Genomic DNA, 19,042 nt, shown 5'->3' with positions numbered 1-19,042 from the left:
CTCTGGCGATGAGTAAGCGTTTCTCATCGTGATGTCGGAGTCACTTTTTTTCCGACACCTTTGAAGGGGCCTGCGCAATGCTTGAATTCCTCACGACTCCATTATTTGGTACAGCCACGTGGCTGTGGCTGTGCTTCCTGTTCATTGTGATTGCACTGCTGGTGCTCGACCTGGGCGTCCTGCATCGCACTGAACGCGAAATCGAAATGCGCGAAAGCCTGCTGTTGTACAGCGGCTATTTCAGCGTGGGTGTGCTGTTCGGGGTGTGGGTCTGGTTTGAACTGGGCTCGCAGAGCGCGCTTGAGTTCTATACCGGCTTCCTGGTCGAACAGTCGCTGTCCATGGACAACGTGTTCGTCATGGCGATGATCTTTGCGGCCTTCGGCATTCCCCGCCGTTACCAGCACCGCGTGCTGTTCTGGGGCATTATCGGGGTGGTCGTGCTGCGCGCCATCATGATCGGTCTGGGCGCCGCCCTGGTAGCCGAGTTCGCCTGGATTCTCTACCTGTTCGGCGCCTTCCTGCTCTACTCCGGCGTGAAGATGTTCCTCGAGAAGGAAGAGGAACACCCGGACATCGAAAACAACCGCTTCGTTCGCTTCGCGCGTAAACACATCCGCGTGACCGATACCCTGCATGGCGGCAAGTTCCTGGTGCGCGTGCAGCCGGAAGGCGCTTCCCATCCGTTGCTGTACGCCACACCGCTGCTGCTGTGCCTGGTGCTGATCGAGCTGGCCGACCTGGTGTTCGCCGTGGACAGCGTGCCAGCGGTGTTCTCCATTACCCAGGATCCGTTCATCGTCTACACCTCGAATATCTTCGCCATTCTCGGTCTGCGTTCGCTGTACTTCGCCCTGGCCGCGCTGATGCACCGTTTCGTGTACCTCAAGTACGCGCTGGCGTTGGTGCTGGTCTTCATTGGCGGCAAGATCCTTCTGCACGACTTCTACAAGGTACCGGCGCTGCTCTCGCTGTGCATGACCTTTGGCCTATTGGCCGGTGGTGTACTGCTATCGTTGATCAAGACGCGTAATCAGCCAGCCGAGGTGAAAGTCGAGGCCAAGGAAAGCCATAGCTGACAACACAAACAGGGCGCCGCCAGGCGCCCTGTTTGTATCGGTAGTTCGCTTACACTGCATCTTTGGCCTGCTGGCCACGCGCCGACCGAAACCTGGGCAACAGCTTGGGCACTTGATGCCGGTAGTCCCTGTATTCCGGGTGCGCATCGATCAGGTCGCGCTCCTCAAAGCTGATCGCCGCGACAATATAGGCGGCGGTCACCAAAGCAAACAGCATATGGGTAACGCTCATCTGCGGCGTGCACCAGATGGCAAAGAACCAGCCTACGTATAAGGGATGGCGCACCAGTCGGTAGGCGCCCGGCGTCTTGAACGGCAAGTCGGTGTAAGCTTTGCCCCGCAACTGCAGCCACACCTGGCGCAAGCCGAACAGATCGAAGTGATTGATCAGGAAGGTGCTGTACAGCAACAACACCCAACCGAAGGCGAAGCCTGCATACATCAGCCATTGCCCGGCCCGACTTTCCAGTGTCCACACGTCCCCGCCCAGCGGCTGCCAGAAATAAAACAGCAGAATCAGCGCCAGGCTGGAGAACAGCACATAGGTGCTGCGTTCGGCGGCTACGGGGATGATCTGCGTCCACAGCGCCTTGAAAGCCGGGCGCGCCATCAGGCTGTGTTGCACGGCGAAGATTGTCAGCAGCAACAGATCGATGGCCAGGGCCGGGCCTGACGCCAGCTCGGGAGGACCATCAATGGTGCGCGGCACGCCGGGCAGATTGCCGAGAAAGGCAATGGCATAGAGAAAGGTGGCAAAGAACACGGCATAGCTGGTGATGCCATAGAGGAAGATCAGATAGCGCTTCATGGGATAAATCCTGCCTCGTCGTGAAGAAACTGCGGATGTGCAGTCGAGGTCAGGGTGCGCCGGCTGTGTATCGGCACGATGTCGGGGTGCAGCGGTTTTGTAGCCTTTTGGTTTCAGCCGGTCATGCCGGCAGGTTGGTGCGTAGCCAGGTATATAGCGCCGATTCGTCCAACGGTTTGTGCCACACCGCACGCACGCCAAGGGCCTGCACGTGCGCTTTATCGAGCTGATCACTGAAGCCGCTATAAAGCGCAATGGGAAGATCGGGCCGTGCGGCCAGTAGACGCTCGGCCAGTTGCAGGCCGGTCAGGCGCGGCATGCATTGATCCAGGATCAGCAGATCCCAGGCCGCTGGGTCCAGCTGTAGCTCACCACAAGCCTGCTCGGCATCCGACCACACCTGGACATCCAGGCCCCACTGCCGCAGCCGCTCGCTCATGAACTCAGCCACCAGCGGCTCGTCATCAACTACCGCCACGCGCCCATGCAAGGGCCTGCAGGCGTGCTCCATGGACAGCAATGGCGGAATCAATACCTGGAAGCAGGTGCCCTTCCCCGCCTGTGTGCTCAGCTGCAGATGTCCGCCGTATTCGTGAACAATGCCGTGCACCATGGACAACCCCATGCCACTGCCCTGCCCCGATGCCTTGGTGGTGAAGAACGGCTCGAACATCTGCCGCTGCACCCACTCGGCGATGCCAGGCCCGGAATCTTCAACGCCCAGCACCAGGTAATCGCTGACAAACGCCTGCTGGCACGACGCGCAGATGCCACGCTGTGGTCCGCCACGGCGCAGCGCAATGCGCAGCTGACCGCAGCCGCCCATGGCGTCGCGGGCGTTGATGCACAGGTTCATCAGCACTTGCTCCAGTTGCACCGGGTCAAACAGCACCGGCGGCAGATCGCGGGACAATTGCAGGTCGATCTCGATACCGGGCGGCATCGTCGACTGTAGCAGCTGCCGAAACTCGCCAATCAACCGCTCCAAGTCCAACGCTTGCGGCTGGCCGTGACTGCCGCGACTGAAGATCAGCATCTGCTGGATGAGGTCGCGGGCCTTCTCCGCCGAATGCCGGACCCGCGCCAGGTAATGCCCAAGCTGTGCATCGTCGCGCTCCTCGGCGTGCTCCTCGGCCATGTGCGTGTAGCCGAGCATGCCGGTCAGCAAATTATTGAAGTCGTGGGCGATGCCACCGGTGAGATGGCCGATAGCTTCCATACGTTGCGCCTGGCGTAAATGCTGCTCCAGCTCGGCGCGCTGCTGCTCGGCCTGCTTGCGCTCGCTGATGTCGCGGGTAAACGCCAGGATGCGCTCGACTCCGGCAATACTCGCTCGTTTCAGGCACACCTCGTCCCAGTGCAGGCTGCCATCGCGGTGGCGGCGCAGCCACTCGAAACGCTGCGGCCCCTGCTCGCGAGCCAGAGCCAGCCAGCGCTGGACATCCGCGCCGCTGTACGGCGAATACCCGACGCTGAAGGCCTCTACGCCCTGAGCCAGCATTTCTTCATAGCTGTAGCCGTAGATGGCGCAGGCGCTCGGATTCACATCCACCAGCGCACCGCTGTCCAGGTCGTGCACGAAAATCGCATCCATCGAGGACTCGAAGATCGACCGGTAGCTGGTTTCGGCATCCAGGCGCTGCAATTCGGCGGCGGCACGTACGGAAAAGATCTTCAGAACCGCCTCGACACGGCTGCGCTCCGGCAGCGACTGGCTATGGCCCACGGAAATCAACCCCAACGCTCGTCCATCGCTGGCGAACAGCGGGTAGCCGGCATAGCTGTCGAGGCTGAACAGACGCAAGGCATCACTGGCGGCATATCGCTCGCGGGCGCCTTGTTCGACGAAATGAAAGCGCTTGCCGAACACTTCCTGGCAGGGTGTGCCGGCCAGCTCATAGCGCACATTGGGGATCAACCGCCCCGCATGGTAGAGCGCCAGGGTATCCAGGCTGTCACTGTCTGGGCGCGCGGCACGACTGACGAAGGCGAAATCGGCGTGCAGCGACAACGCCAGGTAACGGGCGATGGCCGCGAAAACAGCGTCGCCGGTGGCGGACGAAACGCCCAGCGCAACATGGCTCAGCGCTTCTTCGATGCGCTTGCGCTCGCTGATGTCGGTGGCGATGCCGCACACGGCGATGACCCGCCCTGCAGCGTCGAACACTGGGAACTTGCTGGACAGGTACACCCAATTGCCATTGGGGGACTGCACCTGTTCCTCCACCTCAATGGGCTGGCCTTGGCTGATCACCAGCTGGTCATTACAGCGCAGGGCATCGGCTACTTCAGGAACAAACAGTTCATGGTCACTGCGTCCCAGCACCTGTTCTGCCGTGCGCTGGAAGAAACGTTCGAACGCGGGGTTGACCAGCCGATAGCGGCCGGCAAGATCCTTGATGAAGATCACCGCGCTACTGTTGTCAACGATCTGCCGCAGCGGATGATCCACGTCCGTGGCTGTCAACGGTGGGAACGACGGGTGCATGGTTGTGCTCCGCCCACTGGCTATGCCCTGAGTATAGAGAGGCACCGTCTGCTGCCAGACCTAGTGGGCGTGGCTGAAACAATTGAAACAGAGGGTTGCGCATCAGAATCAGCCAGAAACCAGCATGTAGCCGACTCCACGCAGAGTGCGGATGATCTGCGGTTTTTCCGGATCGTCCTCCAACTTGCGCCGCAGACGGGCGATGCGGATGTCGATGGAGCGGTCGTAGGGATTCCAGTCGCGGTGCTGGGTCAGATTAAGCAATTGGTCGCGGGACAACGGGCGGTTCGGACGCTGGGCAAACGCTTGCAACAGGTCGAACTCCATGGCGGTCAGTTCGATTTCAGTATTTTGGTCGTCGCGTAATTGGCGGCGTTGCATGTCGAGTCGAAACCGCCCCAGACGCAGCGTATCGGTATTTTCTGTTGGCTTCGTGACGGGCAGTGCCGGCCGGTAACGGCGCAGCACGCTCTTGACCCGTGCCAGCAGCTCACGCGGATCGAAGGGTTTGCCCAGGTAATCATCGGCGCCGACTTCCAGGCCGATGGTGCGATCCAGCGGCGTACCGGCGCCGGAAATCATGATCACCGGCAAATCGTGACGCTCGCGCAGAAAGCGCGCCAGGCTCAGGCCATCCTCGCCGGGCAGGCCGAGGTCCAGCAGCACCAGGTCAGGCAACTCCTGCTCCAAGGCCTGGCGCAGCGCTGTGCTGTCGGCGCACAGCTGCACCTGATAACCGTGACCGCCGAGGTAGTCGTGCAACAACTGCCGCACCTCGGCGTCATCATCCACCACCCATACCCGCGCCTGGCCCGTCATACACAGCCCTCGCCGCCTCACTCACAGCATAGTCAGGGCCCGTCGGCATTCCCGCTAAGCGGCGCTCAGCGGCTGGCGCGCAGCAGCTCCTTGGGCACGTATTTGCGCAGTTCATGCTTGCCGATCGTGGCGCGGTGCACTTCGTCCGGGCCGTCGGCCAGCCGCAGAGTCCGTTGCATGGCGTACCAGTAGGCCAGCGGGAAATCACCGGAAACTCCTGCGCCGCCGTGCATCTGGATCGCTCGATCGATCACCTTCAACGCCACGTTCGGCGCCATCACTTTGATCTGTGCGATCTCGCTGGCCGCCACCTTATTGCCCACAGTGTCCATCATGTAGGCGGCGTTGAGGGTCAACAGCCGCGCCATGTTGATCTCCATGCGCGAGTCGGCAATGAGGTCGAGATTGCCGCCCAGGCGCGCCAACGGCTTGCCGAATGCCTGACGCGACACCGAGCGCTTGCACATCAGCTCCAGCGCGCGTTCGGCCATGCCGATCGAGCGCATGCAGTGGTGGATGCGCCCCGGCCCGAGACGCCCCTGGGCGATTTCAAAACCCCGGCCTTCGCCCAGGATCACGTTTTCGTAGGGCACCCGCACATTCTCGAACAGCACCTCGGCGTGGCCGTGGGGCGCGTCGTCGTAGCCGAACACCGGCAGCGGGCGGACGATGGTCACGCCGGGCGCATCGCTGGGCACCAGGATCATCGAATGCTGCTGGTGACGCGGGTTATCCGGGTTGGTCAGACCCATGAAGATCATGACCTTGCAGCGCGGGTCGCAGGCGCCGGAGGTCCACCACTTGCGACCGTTGATGACCCACTCGTCACCCTCGCGCCGGGCGTTGGCCTGCATATTGGTGGCATCCGAGGACGCCACGTCGGGTTCGGTCATGGCAAAAGCGGAACGGATTTCGCCGGCCAGCAGCGGTTCCAGCCATTGTGTCTTCTGCTCGACACTGCCGTAGCGCACCAGCACTTCCATGTTGCCGGTGTCTGGCGCCGAGCAGTTGAACGGCTCGGGACCGAGCAGCGAGCGGCCCATGATCTCGGCCAGGGGTGCGTATTCGGTATTGCTCAGGCCCGCGCCGTAGTCGGATTCCGGCAGGAACAGATTCCACAGGCCCTCGGCTTTGGCCTTGGCTTTCAGGGCTTCCATGATCGCGGTTGGCTGCCAGCGATCCCCTTCGTTCACTTCGCGCTCGAAGACTGCCTCGGCGGGATACACATGGTTTTCCATGAACGCAGTGACACGTTCACGCAGCGCCTGAACCTTGGGGGAGTACGCGAAATCCATGGCCGGTTACCTTTAAGGATGAGGTGTGACTCGATGCTAGGACACTCGGCCATGATTTATCTAGATTATTGTCTGCGTGTATTGCTATTCATAAGCTGGATATGATCAGGCTGCTAGAGACAACCGCCTGATAAAAATAAAGCGTGCCGGAGGGCCCATATGAACCTGCAAAAGGTCGATCTCAACCTGTTCATCGTGTTCGATGCCATTTACAGCGAAGCCAACCTGACCCGCGCCGGGCAAATCGTCGGCATTACCCAGCCGGCGGTATCCAATGCGCTGTCGCGCCTGCGGGAAACGTTCAACGATCCGCTCTTCATACGCACCGCCCAGGGCATGGTGCCCACCCCCATGGCACAGAACATCATCGGCCCGGTGCGCAATGCCTTGCAGCTGCTACGCGTTTCAGTCCAGGAAAGCCGGGTATTCAATCCTGCCGGGGCCAGTAAAACCTTTCACATCAGCATGACCGACCTCAGCGAGGCGCTGCTGCTACCGCCGCTGCTGCAGCGTCTGAGTCGCATGGCGCCGCAGGTAAAGATCGAAAGCATGTTGTCGCGCCGCCGGGAGACCACCAAGGAGCTGGCATCGGGGCGCCTCGACTTCGCTGTCGACCTGCCCCTCAACAGCGATCCGCAGGTCCGCCACGTCAAGTTACTGGATGACCGGTTCGTCTGCACCCTGCGCCAGGGCCATCCCCTGGCCAAGGAACAACTCAGCCTGGAGGAGTACCTTTCGCTCAGTCATATCCACATTTCCAGCCGGCGCAACGGACTCGGCTATGTCGATTTGGCCCTGGGCAAGCTAGGCCTGCAACGCAAGGTGGTGTTGCGTTCCCAGCATTATCTGATGGCCTCCAGCGTGGTGCAGCAAACGGACCTGGCCATGACCGTCCCCGAGCGTTTTGCCCGTCAGCACGGGCTATTCGCCGTTGAATTGCCGGTGCTGGATGTGCCGCGCCTAGCGAGCCATTTGTACTGGCATGAAAGCACCGAGCAGGATCCCGCCAATCGCTGGATGCGTGAACAGCTCATCGACATTGCTCAGAAAGTGAACTCTCAGGCTTAGACTCACCATCAAATAATAATCTCAACCTACTGATATATACCGAGATTGTATTAGCTAATTAAAGCGAACGATGAAGCCAAGAGGCATCAAGTTTCTTGCTTGACGTTAACGACAAGTAAGCTTAACGTTAACGTCAACGCAACACAGGATTTTCGTGCATGGGTGTACCGATTTACAGCATTTCCGATCTGGCCCGCGAGCTGGATATCACCACGCGCGCCATTCGCTTTTATGAAGAACAAGGCATGCTCAGCCCCCAGCGGCGCGGTCAGGAACGTATCTACTCCCCACGCGACAAGGTGGCGTTGAAGCTGATCTTGCGCGGTAAGCGCCTGGGTTTCTCGCTGGCCGAATGCAAGGAACTGATCGACCTCTACGAGCCAAGCAGCGGCAACCGCAAGCAATTGGAGACCGTCCTAGCCAAAATCGGCCAGCGCCGCGCGCAGCTTGAACAGCAGTTGCTGGACATCCAGCACATGCAACTGGAACTGGATACCGCCGAGGAGCGCTGCCACGCCGCCATGGCCGCCACTACCTGACAAGTAGCCCAGCTCTAAGCTTCATTTCCCGACTCTAAAAACAACAGGTGAACCATGAGCTACCCCACCCTCGATTTCGCCTTGGGCGAAACCCTCGACATGCTGCGCGAGCAGGTGCAGGCCTTCGTCGCAGCCGAGCTGGCCCCGCGCGCCGCGCAAATCGACCGCGATAACGAATTCCCCGTGGACATGTGGCGCAAGTTCGGCGATATGGGCCTTCTGGGCGTGACTGTGGGTGAGGAGTATGGCGGTGCCGGCCTGGGCTACTTGGCCCACGTGATCGCCATGGAAGAAATCAGCCGCGCCTCGGCGTCCGTAGCCCTCTCCTACGGCGCCCACTCCAACCTGTGCGTCAATCAGATCAATCGCAACGGCAGCGCCGAGCAGAAAGCCAAGTACCTGCCCAAGCTGATCAGCGGTGAGCACATTGGCGCCCTGGCCATGAGCGAACCCAACGCCGGCTCCGATGTAGTGAGCATGAAGCTGCGCGCCGACAAGCAAGGCGACCGTTACGTGCTCAATGGCAGCAAAATGTGGATCACCAACGGCCCCGATGCCGACACCTATGTGATCTACGCCAAGACCGACATCAATGCCGGCCCGCGCGGCATCACCGCGTTCATCGTCGAGCGCGACAGCAAAGGCTTCTCGCGCAGCCCGAAGCTGGACAAGCTGGGCATGCGCGGTTCGAACACCTGCGAGCTGGTGTTCCAGGATGTCGAGGTCCCGGAAGAGAACATTCTCGGCACCCTCAATGGCGGTGCTAAGGTGCTTATGAGCGGCCTCGACTACGAGCGCGTGGTGCTCTCCGGCGGACCGACCGGGATCATGCAGGCGTGCATGGATGTGGTGGTGCCGTACATTCATGACCGCCAGCAGTTCGGCCAAAGCATCGGCGAGTTCCAGCTGATCCAGGGCAAGGTTGCCGACATGTACACTCAGCTAAACGCCAGCCGCGCCTACCTGTATGCCGTGGCACAAGCCTGCGACCGTGGCCAGACCACCCGCAAGGACGCCGCCGGCGTGATTCTCTACACCGCCGAGCGCGCCACCCAGATGGCCCTGGACGCCATCCAGATTCTCGGCGGCAACGGCTACATCAATGATTTCCCCACCGGCCGCCTGCTGCGCGACGCCAAGCTCTACGAAATCGGCGCCGGCACCAGCGAAATCCGCCGCATGCTGATCGGCCGCGAGCTGTTCAACGAGACCAAATAAAGCCGTTGGAGGCGTGAGGCTGCAGGCTGGACGCAAAACCACTACAGCCTCGTTCAGCCGCAGTCGTAGGGCGGAAAACCGCGAAGCGTTTTCCGCCAGAGCCGGTGGATGGACAAAGCGCCATTCACCCTACGGAATGAATCGGAGCCAGACCATGGCCATCCTGAATACCCAGATTAATCCCCGTTCCCCGGAGTTCGCCGCCAACAGCGCGGCGATGCTCACTCAGGTCAACGACCTGCGTGCCCTGCTGGAACGGGTCCAGCAAGGTGGCGGTGCCAAGGCGCAGGAGCGCCACACCTCGCGCGGCAAACTGCTGCCCCGTCAGCGCATCGACCAGTTGCTTGACGCCGGCTCGCCCTTTCTGGAAATCGGTCAACTGGCCGCCCACGAGGTGTACGGCGAAGACGTGCCGGCCGCCGGCGTCATTGCGGGTATCGGCCGCGTCGAAGGCATCGAATGCATGATCGTGGCTAACGACGCCACGGTAAAAGGCGGCAGCTACTACCCGTTGACTGTGAAGAAGCACCTGCGCGCGCAGACCATCGCCCAGCAGAACCGCCTGCCGTGCATTTACCTGGTGGACTCCGGCGGCGCCAACCTGCCGCGGCAGGATGAGGTGTTCCCGGATCGCGAACACTTCGGGCGGATTTTCTTCAACCAGGCGAACATGAGTGCCATGGGCATTCCGCAAATTGCCGTGGTGATGGGGTCGTGCACGGCCGGTGGCGCCTATGTGCCGGCCATGGCCGACGAAGCCATCATGGTGCGTAACCAGGCGACCATTTTCCTCGCCGGTCCGCCACTGGTGAAGGCCGCCACGGGCGAAGTTGTCAGCGCCGAAGCGCTAGGCGGCGCTGACGTGCACTGCAAGATCTCCGGTGTGGCCGACCATTACGCAGAAAATGATGAACATGCCTTGGCACTGGCGCGGCGCTGCATCGCCAACCTCAATTGGCGCAAGCTTGGCCAGGTACAGAGCCGCACTCCAATTGCACCACGCTACGCAACCGATGAGCTGTACGGCGTAATTCCCGCAGATAGCAAACAGCCCTTCGACGTGCGCGAGGTGATTGCACGCATCGTCGATGATTCGCAGCTGGACGAATACAAGACATTGTTCGGTACCACGCTGGTGTGCGGCTTCGCTCACCTGCACGGCTACCCGGTGGCGATCCTCGCCAACAACGGCATCCTGTTCGCCGAGTCGGCGCAAAAAGGCGCGAATTTCATCGAACTGGCCTGCCAGCGGGGGATTCCGCTGCTGTTTCTGCAGAACATCACCGGTTTCATGGTCGGCCAGAAATACGAGGCCGGCGGCATTGCCAAGCACGGTGCCAAGCTGGTGACCGCCGTGGCCTGCGCCCAAGTGCCGAAATTCACCGTGATCATCGGCGGCAGCTTCGGTGCCGGTAACTACGGCATGTGCGGGCGCGCTTACGATCCGCGTTTCCTGTGGATGTGGCCGAACGCGCGCATCTCGGTGATGGGCGGCGAACAGGCCGCCGGCGTGCTCGCCCAGGTCAAGCACGAGCAGGCCGAACGTGCCGGGCAGTCGTTTTCCGCTGAAGAGGAGCAGCAACTCAAGCAGCCGATCCTCGATCAGTACGAACACCAGGGCCATCCTTATTACTCCAGCGCTCGCCTGTGGGACGACGGCGTCATCGATCCTGCGCAAACCCGCGACGTACTGGGCCTGGCGCTGTCAGCCAGCCTCAACGCCCCGATCGAGCCGACCCGCTTCGGCGTGTTCCGCATGTGAAGCAGCGACAAGCAACAAGAAAAACTGCAGAACCGCTTGCGGCTTGTAGCCTGAAGCTTGCAGCTCAAAACGGAGTTTTCCATGAACGACTTCCAGACCATCCAGCTCGAAACCGACCCGCGCGGCTTCGCCACCCTGTGGCTGAATCGCCCGGAGAAGAACAACGCCTTCAACGCTCAGATGATCCGTGAGCTCACTGCGGCCATCAAAACCTGCGGCGAGGATGACTCCTTGCGCTTCCTGCTGCTGCGCGGGCGCGGCAAGCATTTTTCAGCCGGTGCGGACCTGGCCTGGATGCAGGAAAGCGCCCACTTGAACTTTCACGCCAACCTGGAGGATTCACAGCGCCTGGGCGAGCTGATGTACAGCCTGCAACAGCTGCGCGTGCCAACCTTGGCCGTGGTCCAGGGCGCCGCCTACGGCGGCGCGGTGGGCCTGATCGCCTGCTGCGACATGGCCATTGGCACCGAGAGCGCGCGCGTCTGCCTGTCGGAAGTCCGCGTCGGTCTGATGCCGGCGGTGATCAGCCCATTCGTGGTGCATGCCATTGGCCGCCGCGCGACACGTCGCTATGCCTTGAGCGCCGAAGCCTTCGACGGCGAACGTGCGCGCGAGCTGGGCCTGTTTGCCGAATGCTATGGCGAGGACGGCCTCGACGCGGCCGTCGAACACTGGATCGGGCAATGGATGCTGAACAGCCCGCAAGCGATGGCCGCGTGCAAGGACCTGCTCAACGAAGTGGGTCATGGCGCCTTGAGCCTTGCCCTGCGCCGCCACACGGAAAGCGCCATCGCCCGCATCCGCATCAGCGAGGAGGGCCAGGAAGGCCTGAAAGCCTTCCTCGAAAAGCGCAAACCGAACTGGCAGAGCCACTAGCTGCAAGCTGCAAGCTGCAAGAAAATACTGGAGCGGAAAATAATGATTACAACGCTGCTGATCGCCAACCGGGGCGAGATTGCCTGCCGCATCATGCGCACGGCCAATGCCCTGGGTATCAAGACCGTGGCCGTGCACAGCGACATCGACCGCCAGGCGCGCCATGTGCGCGAGGCGGACCTGAGCGTGGATCTGGGGGGCGCCAAACCGGCGGAAAGCTACCTGCGCATCGACGCCATCATCGCCGCCGCCCAGGCATCCGGCGCCCAGGCCATTCACCCCGGTTACGGTTTTCTGGCTGAAAATGCCGCCTTTGCGCGCGCCTGCGAGCAAAACGGCCTGCTGTTTCTCGGACCACCCGCCTCGGCCATCGACGCCATGGGCAGCAAGTCCGCCGCCAAGGCCTTGATGGAAACCGCTGGCGTGCCCTTGGTGCCCGGTTACCACGGCGAGGCGCAGGACGTGGAAACCTTCCGCGCCGCCGCCGAGCGCATCGGCTACCCGGTGCTGCTCAAGGCCGCTGCCGGCGGCGGCGGCAAAGGCATGAAAGTGGTGGAGCGCGAGGCTGACCTGGCCGAAGCCCTGCAATCGGCGCAGCGCGAGGCGCAGTCGGCCTTTGGCGATGCGCGCATGCTGGTGGAAAAATACGTCCTCAAGCCGCGTCACGTGGAAATCCAGGTATTCGCTGACCAGCACGGTAATTGCCTGTACCTCAACGAGCGCGACTGCTCCATTCAGCGTCGCCACCAGAAAGTCGTCGAAGAAGCACCCGCGCCGGGCCTGTCCGCTGAACTGCGCCGCGCCATGGGCGAAGCGGCGGTCAAGGCCGCCCAAGCCATCGGGTATGTCGGCGCCGGCACCGTGGAATTTCTGCTGGACTCCCGCGGTGACTTCTTTTTCATGGAGATGAACACCCGTTTGCAGGTCGAGCATCCGGTGACCGAAGCCATCACCGGCCTGGACCTGGTGGCCTGGCAGATTCGCGTGGCGAATGGCGAAGTGTTGCCGATCACGCAGGATGAAGTTCCTCTGAACGGCCATGCCATTGAAGTGCGTCTATATGCCGAAGACACCGAGCAGGACTTCCTGCCCGCCTCGGGCACGCTGACGCTGTATCGCGAACCCGCCACCGGACCCGGACGCCGGGTGGACAGTGGCGTCAGCGAAGGCGACAGCGTCTCGCCCTTTTATGATCCGATGCTGGCCAAGCTGATTGCCTGGGGTGAAACCCGCGAAGAAGCCCGGTTGCGCCTGCTGAGCATGCTGGACGAGCTGGCGGTGGGCGGTTTCAAGACCAACCTGCCGTTCCTGCGTCGCGTCTTGGCTCATGCGGCCTTTGCTGCGGCCGAGCTGGACACCGGCTTTATCCCCCGCTACCACGCCGATCTGCTACCGCCACCGACTGAGCTGCCACAGGATTTCTGGCAACTGGCCGCTGCAGCCTTTATAAACAGCGAACCTGCTCGTCAGCGCACGGACGATGCGCATTCGCCCTGGACCTCCACCAATGGCTGGCGTGCCGGACTGCCGGCACAACGCATCGTGCACCTGCGCTGCAACGGCATTTCCCAGGTCATTCGCCCGTCTGGCAATGCGCAGTTGTGCGGCGATCAACTGCTGTACACCAACGCCTCCGGCGTCCAGCAACGCCTGCAGGCCATCCGCCAGGGCGATACTCTGTACCTGGAATGGAACGGTGAATTGCAAGTGGTGACCCGTGTCGATGCCATCGCTGAAGTAGAAGCCAGTCATGCGCACCACGGCGGCCTTGTGGCGCCCATGAACGGCAGCATCGTGCGTGTATTGGTTGAACCCGGCCAGGCCATCAAGGCCGGTACGGCGCTGGTGGTACTGGAAGCCATGAAGATGGAACACAGCATTCGCGCGCCGCAAGCCGGGACGATCAAGGCGCTGTATTGCGCAGAAGGCGACATGGTCAGCGAGGGCGCGGCCCTGGTGGAGCTGGAAGAATGAGCCTGCCGCAACGCGCCCGCCTGGTCGAAGTCGGCCCACGGGACGGTCTGCAGAACGAGAAACTACCGATCAGCGTGGCTGACAAGGTGCGCCTGGTCGATGACTTGAGCGCTGCAGGACTGAGCTATATCGAAGTCGGCAGTTTTGTATCGCCCAAATGGGTGCCGCAGATGGCCGGCAGCGCCGAGGTGTTTGCGCAGATACAACCCAAGCCTGGCGTCACCTACGCAGCCCTGACGCCCAATCTGCAGGGCTTTACAGCGGCTCTGGAGGCGGGCGTCAAGGAAGTCGCTGTATTCGCCGCCGCCTCGGAAAGCTTTTCGCAAAAGAACATCAACTGCTCCATTGCCGAAAGCCTGCAACGCTTCATGCCGCTCATGGGCGCCGCGCGGCAAAACGGCATTCGCGTGCGCGGCTATGTGTCCTGCGTGCTGGGCTGCCCGTATGAAGGCGAGATCTTCCCGGCGCAGGTGGCCCAGGTGGCCCGGGAGCTGTTCGCCATGGGCTGCTACGAGATTTCACTGGGCGACACCATCGGCGTCGGCACGCCGGGCAAGACCCGTCAGCTGCTCGAGGTGGTTGCCCGGGACATCCCCCGCGAACGCCTGGCCGGGCACTTCCACGACACCTACGGCCAGGCGCTGGCAAACATCTATGCCAGCCTGCTGGAAGGTATCGCGGTGTTCGACAGCTCCGTCGCCGGCTTGGGAGGTTGCCCTTATGCGCGGGGCGCCAGTGGCAATGTGGCCAGCGAAGACGTGGTTTACCTGTTGCAAGGACTGGGTATCGACACCGGCGTGGATCTGCAACGACTGATCGCCGCTGGCGAGCGCATTTGCGCGCTGCTCGGCCGCCAAAATGGCTCGTGTGTGGCACAGGCGCTCGCCGCAGCTCGGGCTGATCCCTGACTGAACCACCCCATAACGGCGGCGCGTCCAGCGCCGTTATGGATTAGCCGAATACCGCTCGAGCAAAGGGTTGCCGAAGCGTTGCAGATAAGCCCGTGCGATTTCCCGGGCGCCCAGGTTATTCAGATGGTCCGCATCCCGATAGAGAGGTATGCCGTTGAGCACCGTCTGGCAACGCGCTTCGTCGCAGATGACCTCGCGGGGATTGATCCAGGCCACCTGGGGATATCCAGCGCGTATCTCCGCCTTGAATCGTTCGAAGTTGGCCAGGCGTTGACGGACCGGGGCGACGTCGATGGAGCAGTCCGGCATGTTCTTGAGCAGGCAATGAGCATGGGCCGATGAGGGCAACGTGGGAACATCCTCAAGCATGATCACCTCATGCCCCTGCTCCACCAGCCAGCCAATGGCCGCCAGAAAAGCGCGGTGATGGGTCGAACTGGCCAGGTAGGCATCCCAATACGCCGACACGAAAACCGTCATCGGGCGCTTGCTCAGGTATTCGGTCAGCGCACGGCTGCGATCTATTTTCTCGCTGTCATTCCCGAATACCGTGGCTGCATGCTCGGCCAGAACGAAAGGCGTAGAGGCCTGGGTCACCAGCAGCAGTGAGCGGTCCGTACCGGCAATCAGCTCTTCGACAAACCCCATCAGCGCAATGGCGTGGGAGTCGCCAATCAGAATGCTGTTGGGCTCGCCTTGCGGTGCCGGTACGCCGAACAGACATTTGGCCGAGGTATTGAACTGGTAATAAGGTCCTTTGAAACAGGCTTTATACAGGTCCGTATCGTCATTCTGCTCGATGATCTTGTAGAGCTCGCGGCGCTCTTCCGGAATACGGAAACTGATGTCATCTGCCAGTCGGATGGTGACCTGCACCGCCCACATCAACACCGCAGGCGCCAACACCATCAGCAGAAGCAGCTTGCCCAGTCGCCACTGCGTGTAGCGGAAAGGGTTTTCCACCAAGCGATAACTGAGCCAGGACAGCAGAATGACTCCGGCGACCATGGACAGGCGGATCGGCCAGGTGAGCTCCACCAACTGGTAATGGAGCAACGCCACAATCGGCCAGTGCCAGAGATACAGCGAATATGAAATACCACCCAGGAAGACCATCCAGCGCAGGCTGAGCAGCCGCGCCACCCAGGTACCAGGCTGGTGCAGTCCTGCGTAAATGATCAACGCGGTGCCCAAGGTCGGCCACAAGGCGTTGTAGCCGGGGAAATGATCGCTGTTATCCAGCAGCAGGCCGGTGGCGACGATCAAAACCAAGCCCGTGGTCGCGACTATCTGTGCCATCCAGGATTGCAACACCGGCAAGCGGCTTGCGTGCAGGGCGACGCCGGCGCCAAGCAGCAACTCGAACAACCGGGCCGGCAACAGGTAATAAGCGGCCTTGGGGGCTGTTTCCGCCAGATACACAGACAGCAACAAAGCAAGCAGCACGATGAACAGGAAGACGCGTACGCCACCCCAGCTCCGGAAGCAGCGCCAGACCAACAGCAGCGTCAGCGGCCAGAGCAGGTAAAACTGCTCTTCGACCGCCAGCGACCAAGTATGCAGGAGCGTGAGTGATTGGGTTTCAGGCGCGAAATACTGATTCAGCTCGCTGAAATAATAAAAGTTGCTGACGCCGACCAAAGAACTCAGCCAGCTCTTGGAAAAAACGTAGTAGTCGTCGTCTAGGTAATACGGCGAAATCAGCAGGAAGCTGGCCGTGGACACCAGCAGAAACACCGGAACCAGGCGTCGGATTCGGCGTGCATAGAAATCAGCGAAGCTGAACGTGCCTTGCGCCATGGAGCGCATCAGCAACTGGGTGATGACGAAGCCGGAAATGACGAAGAAGACATCGACGCCAATAAACCCGCCGGTGATGCCAGGAAACTGATAGTGGTAAGCAATGACCAGGAGAACGGCAAGCGCCCTGAGTCCTTCGATATCGGTGCGGTAATGCATGGCAACCTAAAGAGATACCGGAAACCCGGCCAGAAAAAGTCCGGCATTATGCATAACACCCGGCAGCACCTGCAATCCGCGGATTGATATCGGCCTGATATCGCAAGAGCCGAACCCAGCATAGCGCCACTCATTCAGCTGCCGGCAAGCCCCTTACGGATATGCCGGGTACGATCTGCCGCTGGCCGAACCAGCCCTGGTTGGCCTCCACGGCAAACCGCGCAGGCGCGCTGGAGCATTTGACTTGCAAGTCATGGGGTTCGAGGTCGATGAGATTGATAACCCGCCCCTGCTCATCAAGGAAGGCTGCCGACAGCGGCAATGGCGTATCTTTCATCCACAAACATTGACGCTTCAAGTCAGGGAATCTGAACAGCATGCCGGCTGATTCCGCCAGCTCGGTGCGCCCCATCAGGCCCTGTTGACGTTCTTGCTGACTGGACGCGAACTCGACCTGCAGGCGATGCTCTCCGAACAACAGGGGTAAAAGTCCGGGTTCGGCCAGTGCCGGGCCGGCCAGAATACTGGCCAATAGAAACAGGCGCATGGAGTGGTTCCTTGTCACAGGATCAAAGATCAGGACTATAGGCGAGGCTATATCGCTCGCCAAACCGCCCTTCCTTTTCGAATCGCATCGCTGCAGGTAACGCATGGATACCAGCCTCAAGGATTACCAACGGGTACGCCAACTCGCCATCCGCTCGCTGTTTGAAATCGTCGAGCAGTCCAGCGCGGGCACGATCATTGTCGACCGCAATGCCAATATCGTCTGGATGAACGAGCGCTATGCCCAACGCTTCGGCCTGGCCAGCGCCCAGGAAGCCATTGGCAAACCTTGCGAAAGTGTGATTCCCAGCAGCTTGATGCGCGAAGTGGTAACCACAGGCCAACCCCTGCTGCTGGACATGCTCGATACGTCCACCGAACCGCTGGTGGTGATGCGCCTGCCGATTCGTGACGATGCCGAACAGGTCATCGGCGCCATCGGCTTCGCCTTGTTCGGTCGGTTGAAAAGCCTGGCCCCCTTGCTGACCCGCTATCAACAGATGCAGGAAGAACTGGCCTCGACCCGTTCGTTATTGCGCGCACGCCAGGCCAAGTACAACTTCGCGAACTTCATCGGTACCAGCGCCGCCAGCCTGGAGGTCAAGCGCCGCGCCAGACGCAGTGCAGGCACGGATTCGCCCGTGCTACTGCTGGGCGAAACCGGCACCGGCAAGGAGCTCCTGGCCCACGCCATCCACAGCACCTCCCCGCGAGCTCACAAGGCTTTTGTCAGCGTCAATACCGCAGCCATCCCGGAAACACTGCTGGAGGCCGAGTTCTTCGGCACCGCACCGGGGGCGTTTACTGGGGCGGATCGCAAGGGACGTGCCGGCAAGTTGCAGATTGCCCAGGGTGGCACTCTGTTTCTTGATGAAATTGGCGACATGCCTTTGCCACTGCAGAGCAAGCTGTTGCGCGTATTGCAGGAAAAAGAATTCGAGCCGGTCGGCTCCAACGAGGTGATCAGCAGCGATATTCGCCTGATTGCCGCAACCTCCATCGACCTCGAAGTAGCAGTGCAGCGGGGCGAGTTCCGCGCCGACCTGTATTACCGCCTCAACGTTCTACCGATTCGCGTACCACCGCTGCGCGAGCGCCTCGAAGACTTGCCGGCCCTGTGCGAAGCCATCTTTGATGAGTTTGGCAACCACCATGAGCTTGCTCCTCAAGCTCTCGAACTTCTCTCTCGCCATGCCTGGCCGGGGAATATCCGCGAACTGCGCAACGTGCTGGAGCGCGCCGCACTGCTCAACGACGAGGCCGTGTTGAGCGAGGAAGCGCTGCGCACCGCCATTGGCGTCCTGCACCCGCTAACCGCGCCCGCGTCGTCACGGCACACCCTGCCCGCCTTGGGTGACTTCCAGCAGGCACGGCTGCAGTTCGAGCGACAGTTCATCTCAGCGGCACTGGCCGAGCACTGCGGGAATGTCGACGCGACGGCCCGCCAACTGCGGATGGGGCGCTCGACCCTATACAAGAAAATGGCTGCGCTGGGCATTGTGTCTTGATAGCGAGACACCAGTCTCGAGAAAGAGACAGCGCGGGACCCCTGATGCAACCTGGCTTTGTCTTGGATTTAGTCAGCGATTTTTCTCCGTTTGGAGAAACCACTGCCCAGCCCTTATCAAAAATAAGCAAAAAATACTTATAAATCAGCGTGTTACCGATATGGCACAAAACTCGCTATAGCTTCGCTGCGG

Annotated in this window: 15 protein-coding genes; 9 read left to right on the top strand and 6 right to left on the bottom strand. The window is 61.1% G+C overall.

The features are described 5' to 3' along the window. The first annotated feature begins 77 nt into the window (after positions 1 to 77). Positions 78 to 1,079 (top strand): TerC family protein, encoded by a 1,002-nt coding sequence (locus tag ACTV8E_RS05285; RefSeq protein ID WP_443198759.1) that lies wholly within the window; start codon positions 78 to 80, stop codon positions 1,077 to 1,079. Between the two features lie 49 nt (positions 1,080 to 1,128). Here the strand turns inward: ACTV8E_RS05285 and mddA are convergent, their stop codons facing one another. The 4 genes from mddA to ACTV8E_RS05265 form a co-directional block, all read right to left on the bottom strand. Next, positions 1,129 to 1,887 (bottom strand): methanethiol S-methyltransferase, encoded by a 759-nt coding sequence (gene mddA / locus ACTV8E_RS05280; RefSeq protein WP_443198758.1) that lies wholly within the window; start codon positions 1,885 to 1,887, stop codon positions 1,129 to 1,131. 121 nt (positions 1,888 to 2,008) lie between these two features. Then, positions 2,009 to 4,375 (bottom strand): PAS domain S-box protein, encoded by a 2,367-nt coding sequence (locus ACTV8E_RS05275; protein WP_443198757.1) that lies wholly within the window; start codon positions 4,373 to 4,375, stop codon positions 2,009 to 2,011. Between the two features lie 108 nt (positions 4,376 to 4,483). Next, the gene (locus tag ACTV8E_RS05270) at positions 4,484 to 5,194 is read right to left on the bottom strand and encodes a response regulator (RefSeq protein ID WP_443198756.1); all 711 of its coding nucleotides are present in this window, start codon (positions 5,192 to 5,194) and stop codon (positions 4,484 to 4,486) included. A 65-nt stretch (positions 5,195 to 5,259) separates the two neighbouring features. Continuing rightward, positions 5,260 to 6,489, bottom strand: a complete 1,230-nt coding sequence (locus tag ACTV8E_RS05265; protein WP_251836031.1) for an acyl-CoA dehydrogenase — start codon at positions 6,487 to 6,489, stop codon at positions 5,260 to 5,262. Positions 6,490 to 6,648: 159 nt separating this feature from the next. Here ACTV8E_RS05265 and ACTV8E_RS05260 point away from each other — a divergent pair, with 159 nt between their 5' ends. The 7 genes from ACTV8E_RS05260 to ACTV8E_RS05230 all read left to right on the top strand — a co-directional run bounded on the left by ACTV8E_RS05260 (position 6,649) and on the right by ACTV8E_RS05230 (position 14,834). Continuing rightward, on the top strand, positions 6,649 to 7,557 hold the full coding sequence (locus ACTV8E_RS05260; RefSeq protein WP_443198755.1) for a LysR family transcriptional regulator: 909 nt from the start codon (positions 6,649 to 6,651) through the stop codon (positions 7,555 to 7,557). 158 nt (positions 7,558 to 7,715) lie between these two features. After that, a complete protein-coding gene (locus ACTV8E_RS05255) occupies positions 7,716 to 8,096 on the top strand; it encodes a MerR family transcriptional regulator (protein WP_443198754.1) in 381 nt (126 codons plus the stop codon). Positions 8,097 to 8,150: 54 nt separating this feature from the next. Then, positions 8,151 to 9,314 carry an isovaleryl-CoA dehydrogenase gene (locus ACTV8E_RS05250; RefSeq protein ID WP_443198753.1) on the top strand — a complete coding sequence of 388 codons (1,164 nt, stop codon included), beginning with the start codon at positions 8,151 to 8,153 and terminating at the stop codon, positions 9,312 to 9,314. A gap of 154 nt (positions 9,315 to 9,468) precedes the next feature. Then, the gene (locus tag ACTV8E_RS05245; RefSeq protein WP_443198752.1) at positions 9,469 to 11,076 is read left to right on the top strand and encodes a carboxyl transferase domain-containing protein; all 1,608 of its coding nucleotides are present in this window, start codon (positions 9,469 to 9,471) and stop codon (positions 11,074 to 11,076) included. Positions 11,077 to 11,157: 81 nt separating this feature from the next. Beyond that, positions 11,158 to 11,952, top strand: coding sequence for a gamma-carboxygeranoyl-CoA hydratase (locus ACTV8E_RS05240; protein ID WP_443198751.1), 795 nt, complete (start codon positions 11,158 to 11,160; stop codon positions 11,950 to 11,952). Positions 11,953 to 11,994: 42 nt separating this feature from the next. Continuing rightward, a complete protein-coding gene (locus tag ACTV8E_RS05235; RefSeq protein WP_443198750.1) occupies positions 11,995 to 13,926 on the top strand; it encodes an acetyl/propionyl/methylcrotonyl-CoA carboxylase subunit alpha in 1,932 nt (643 codons plus the stop codon). Beyond that, a complete protein-coding gene (locus ACTV8E_RS05230) occupies positions 13,923 to 14,834 on the top strand; it encodes a hydroxymethylglutaryl-CoA lyase (RefSeq protein WP_443198749.1) in 912 nt (303 codons plus the stop codon). The genes ACTV8E_RS05235 and ACTV8E_RS05230 overlap by 4 nt, the downstream gene beginning before the upstream one ends. 36 nt (positions 14,835 to 14,870) lie before the next feature. Here the strand turns inward: ACTV8E_RS05230 and ACTV8E_RS05225 are convergent, their stop codons facing one another. Further along, on the bottom strand, positions 14,871 to 16,796 hold the full coding sequence (locus ACTV8E_RS05225; protein ID WP_443198748.1) for an acyltransferase family protein: 1,926 nt from the start codon (positions 16,794 to 16,796) through the stop codon (positions 14,871 to 14,873). Between the two features lie 130 nt (positions 16,797 to 16,926). Beyond that, entirely contained in the window at positions 16,927 to 17,343 is a 417-nt protein-coding gene (locus tag ACTV8E_RS05220) for a DUF192 domain-containing protein (RefSeq protein ID WP_273535166.1), read from the bottom strand. A 103-nt stretch (positions 17,344 to 17,446) separates the two neighbouring features. Between ACTV8E_RS05220 and ACTV8E_RS05215 the strand changes: the two genes are divergently transcribed. Then, complete coding sequence (locus tag ACTV8E_RS05215) at positions 17,447 to 18,850, top strand: sigma-54 interaction domain-containing protein (protein WP_443198747.1); 1,404 nt, start codon at positions 17,447 to 17,449, stop codon at positions 18,848 to 18,850. Positions 18,851 to 19,042: the final 192 nt, after the last annotated feature.

It is taken from the genome of Pseudomonas sp. B392_1p, assembly GCF_052245235.1.
Lineage (GTDB): Bacteria > Pseudomonadota > Gammaproteobacteria > Pseudomonadales > Pseudomonadaceae > Serpens > Serpens gallinarum.
Note: the sequence above shows the minus strand (reverse complement) of the source record. Positions and strands in the feature narration are given on the sequence as shown.

Coding starts and splice junctions, on each gene's coding strand:
- ACTV8E_RS05250 (WP_443198753.1), top strand. CDS start 8,151: ATGAGCTACCCCACCCTCGATTTCGCCTTGGGCGAAACCCTCGACATG.
- ACTV8E_RS05235 (WP_443198750.1), top strand. CDS start 11,995: ATGATTACAACGCTGCTGATCGCCAACCGGGGCGAGATTGCCTGCCGC.
- ACTV8E_RS05285 (WP_443198759.1), top strand. CDS start 78: ATGCTTGAATTCCTCACGACTCCATTATTTGGTACAGCCACGTGGCTG.
- ACTV8E_RS05225 (WP_443198748.1), bottom strand. CDS start 16,796: ATGCATTACCGCACCGATATCGAAGGACTCAGGGCGCTTGCCGTTCTC.
- ACTV8E_RS05275 (WP_443198757.1), bottom strand. CDS start 4,375: ATGCACCCGTCGTTCCCACCGTTGACAGCCACGGACGTGGATCATCCG.
- mddA (WP_443198758.1), bottom strand. CDS start 1,887: ATGAAGCGCTATCTGATCTTCCTCTATGGCATCACCAGCTATGCCGTG.
- ACTV8E_RS05215 (WP_443198747.1), top strand. CDS start 17,447: ATGGATACCAGCCTCAAGGATTACCAACGGGTACGCCAACTCGCCATC.
- ACTV8E_RS05245 (WP_443198752.1), top strand. CDS start 9,469: ATGGCCATCCTGAATACCCAGATTAATCCCCGTTCCCCGGAGTTCGCC.
- ACTV8E_RS05240 (WP_443198751.1), top strand. CDS start 11,158: ATGAACGACTTCCAGACCATCCAGCTCGAAACCGACCCGCGCGGCTTC.
- ACTV8E_RS05265 (WP_251836031.1), bottom strand. CDS start 6,489: ATGGATTTCGCGTACTCCCCCAAGGTTCAGGCGCTGCGTGAACGTGTC.
- ACTV8E_RS05230 (WP_443198749.1), top strand. CDS start 13,923: ATGAGCCTGCCGCAACGCGCCCGCCTGGTCGAAGTCGGCCCACGGGAC.
- ACTV8E_RS05270 (WP_443198756.1), bottom strand. CDS start 5,194: ATGACGGGCCAGGCGCGGGTATGGGTGGTGGATGATGACGCCGAGGTG.
- ACTV8E_RS05220 (WP_273535166.1), bottom strand. CDS start 17,343: ATGCGCCTGTTTCTATTGGCCAGTATTCTGGCCGGCCCGGCACTGGCC.
- ACTV8E_RS05260 (WP_443198755.1), top strand. CDS start 6,649: ATGAACCTGCAAAAGGTCGATCTCAACCTGTTCATCGTGTTCGATGCC.
- ACTV8E_RS05255 (WP_443198754.1), top strand. CDS start 7,716: ATGGGTGTACCGATTTACAGCATTTCCGATCTGGCCCGCGAGCTGGAT.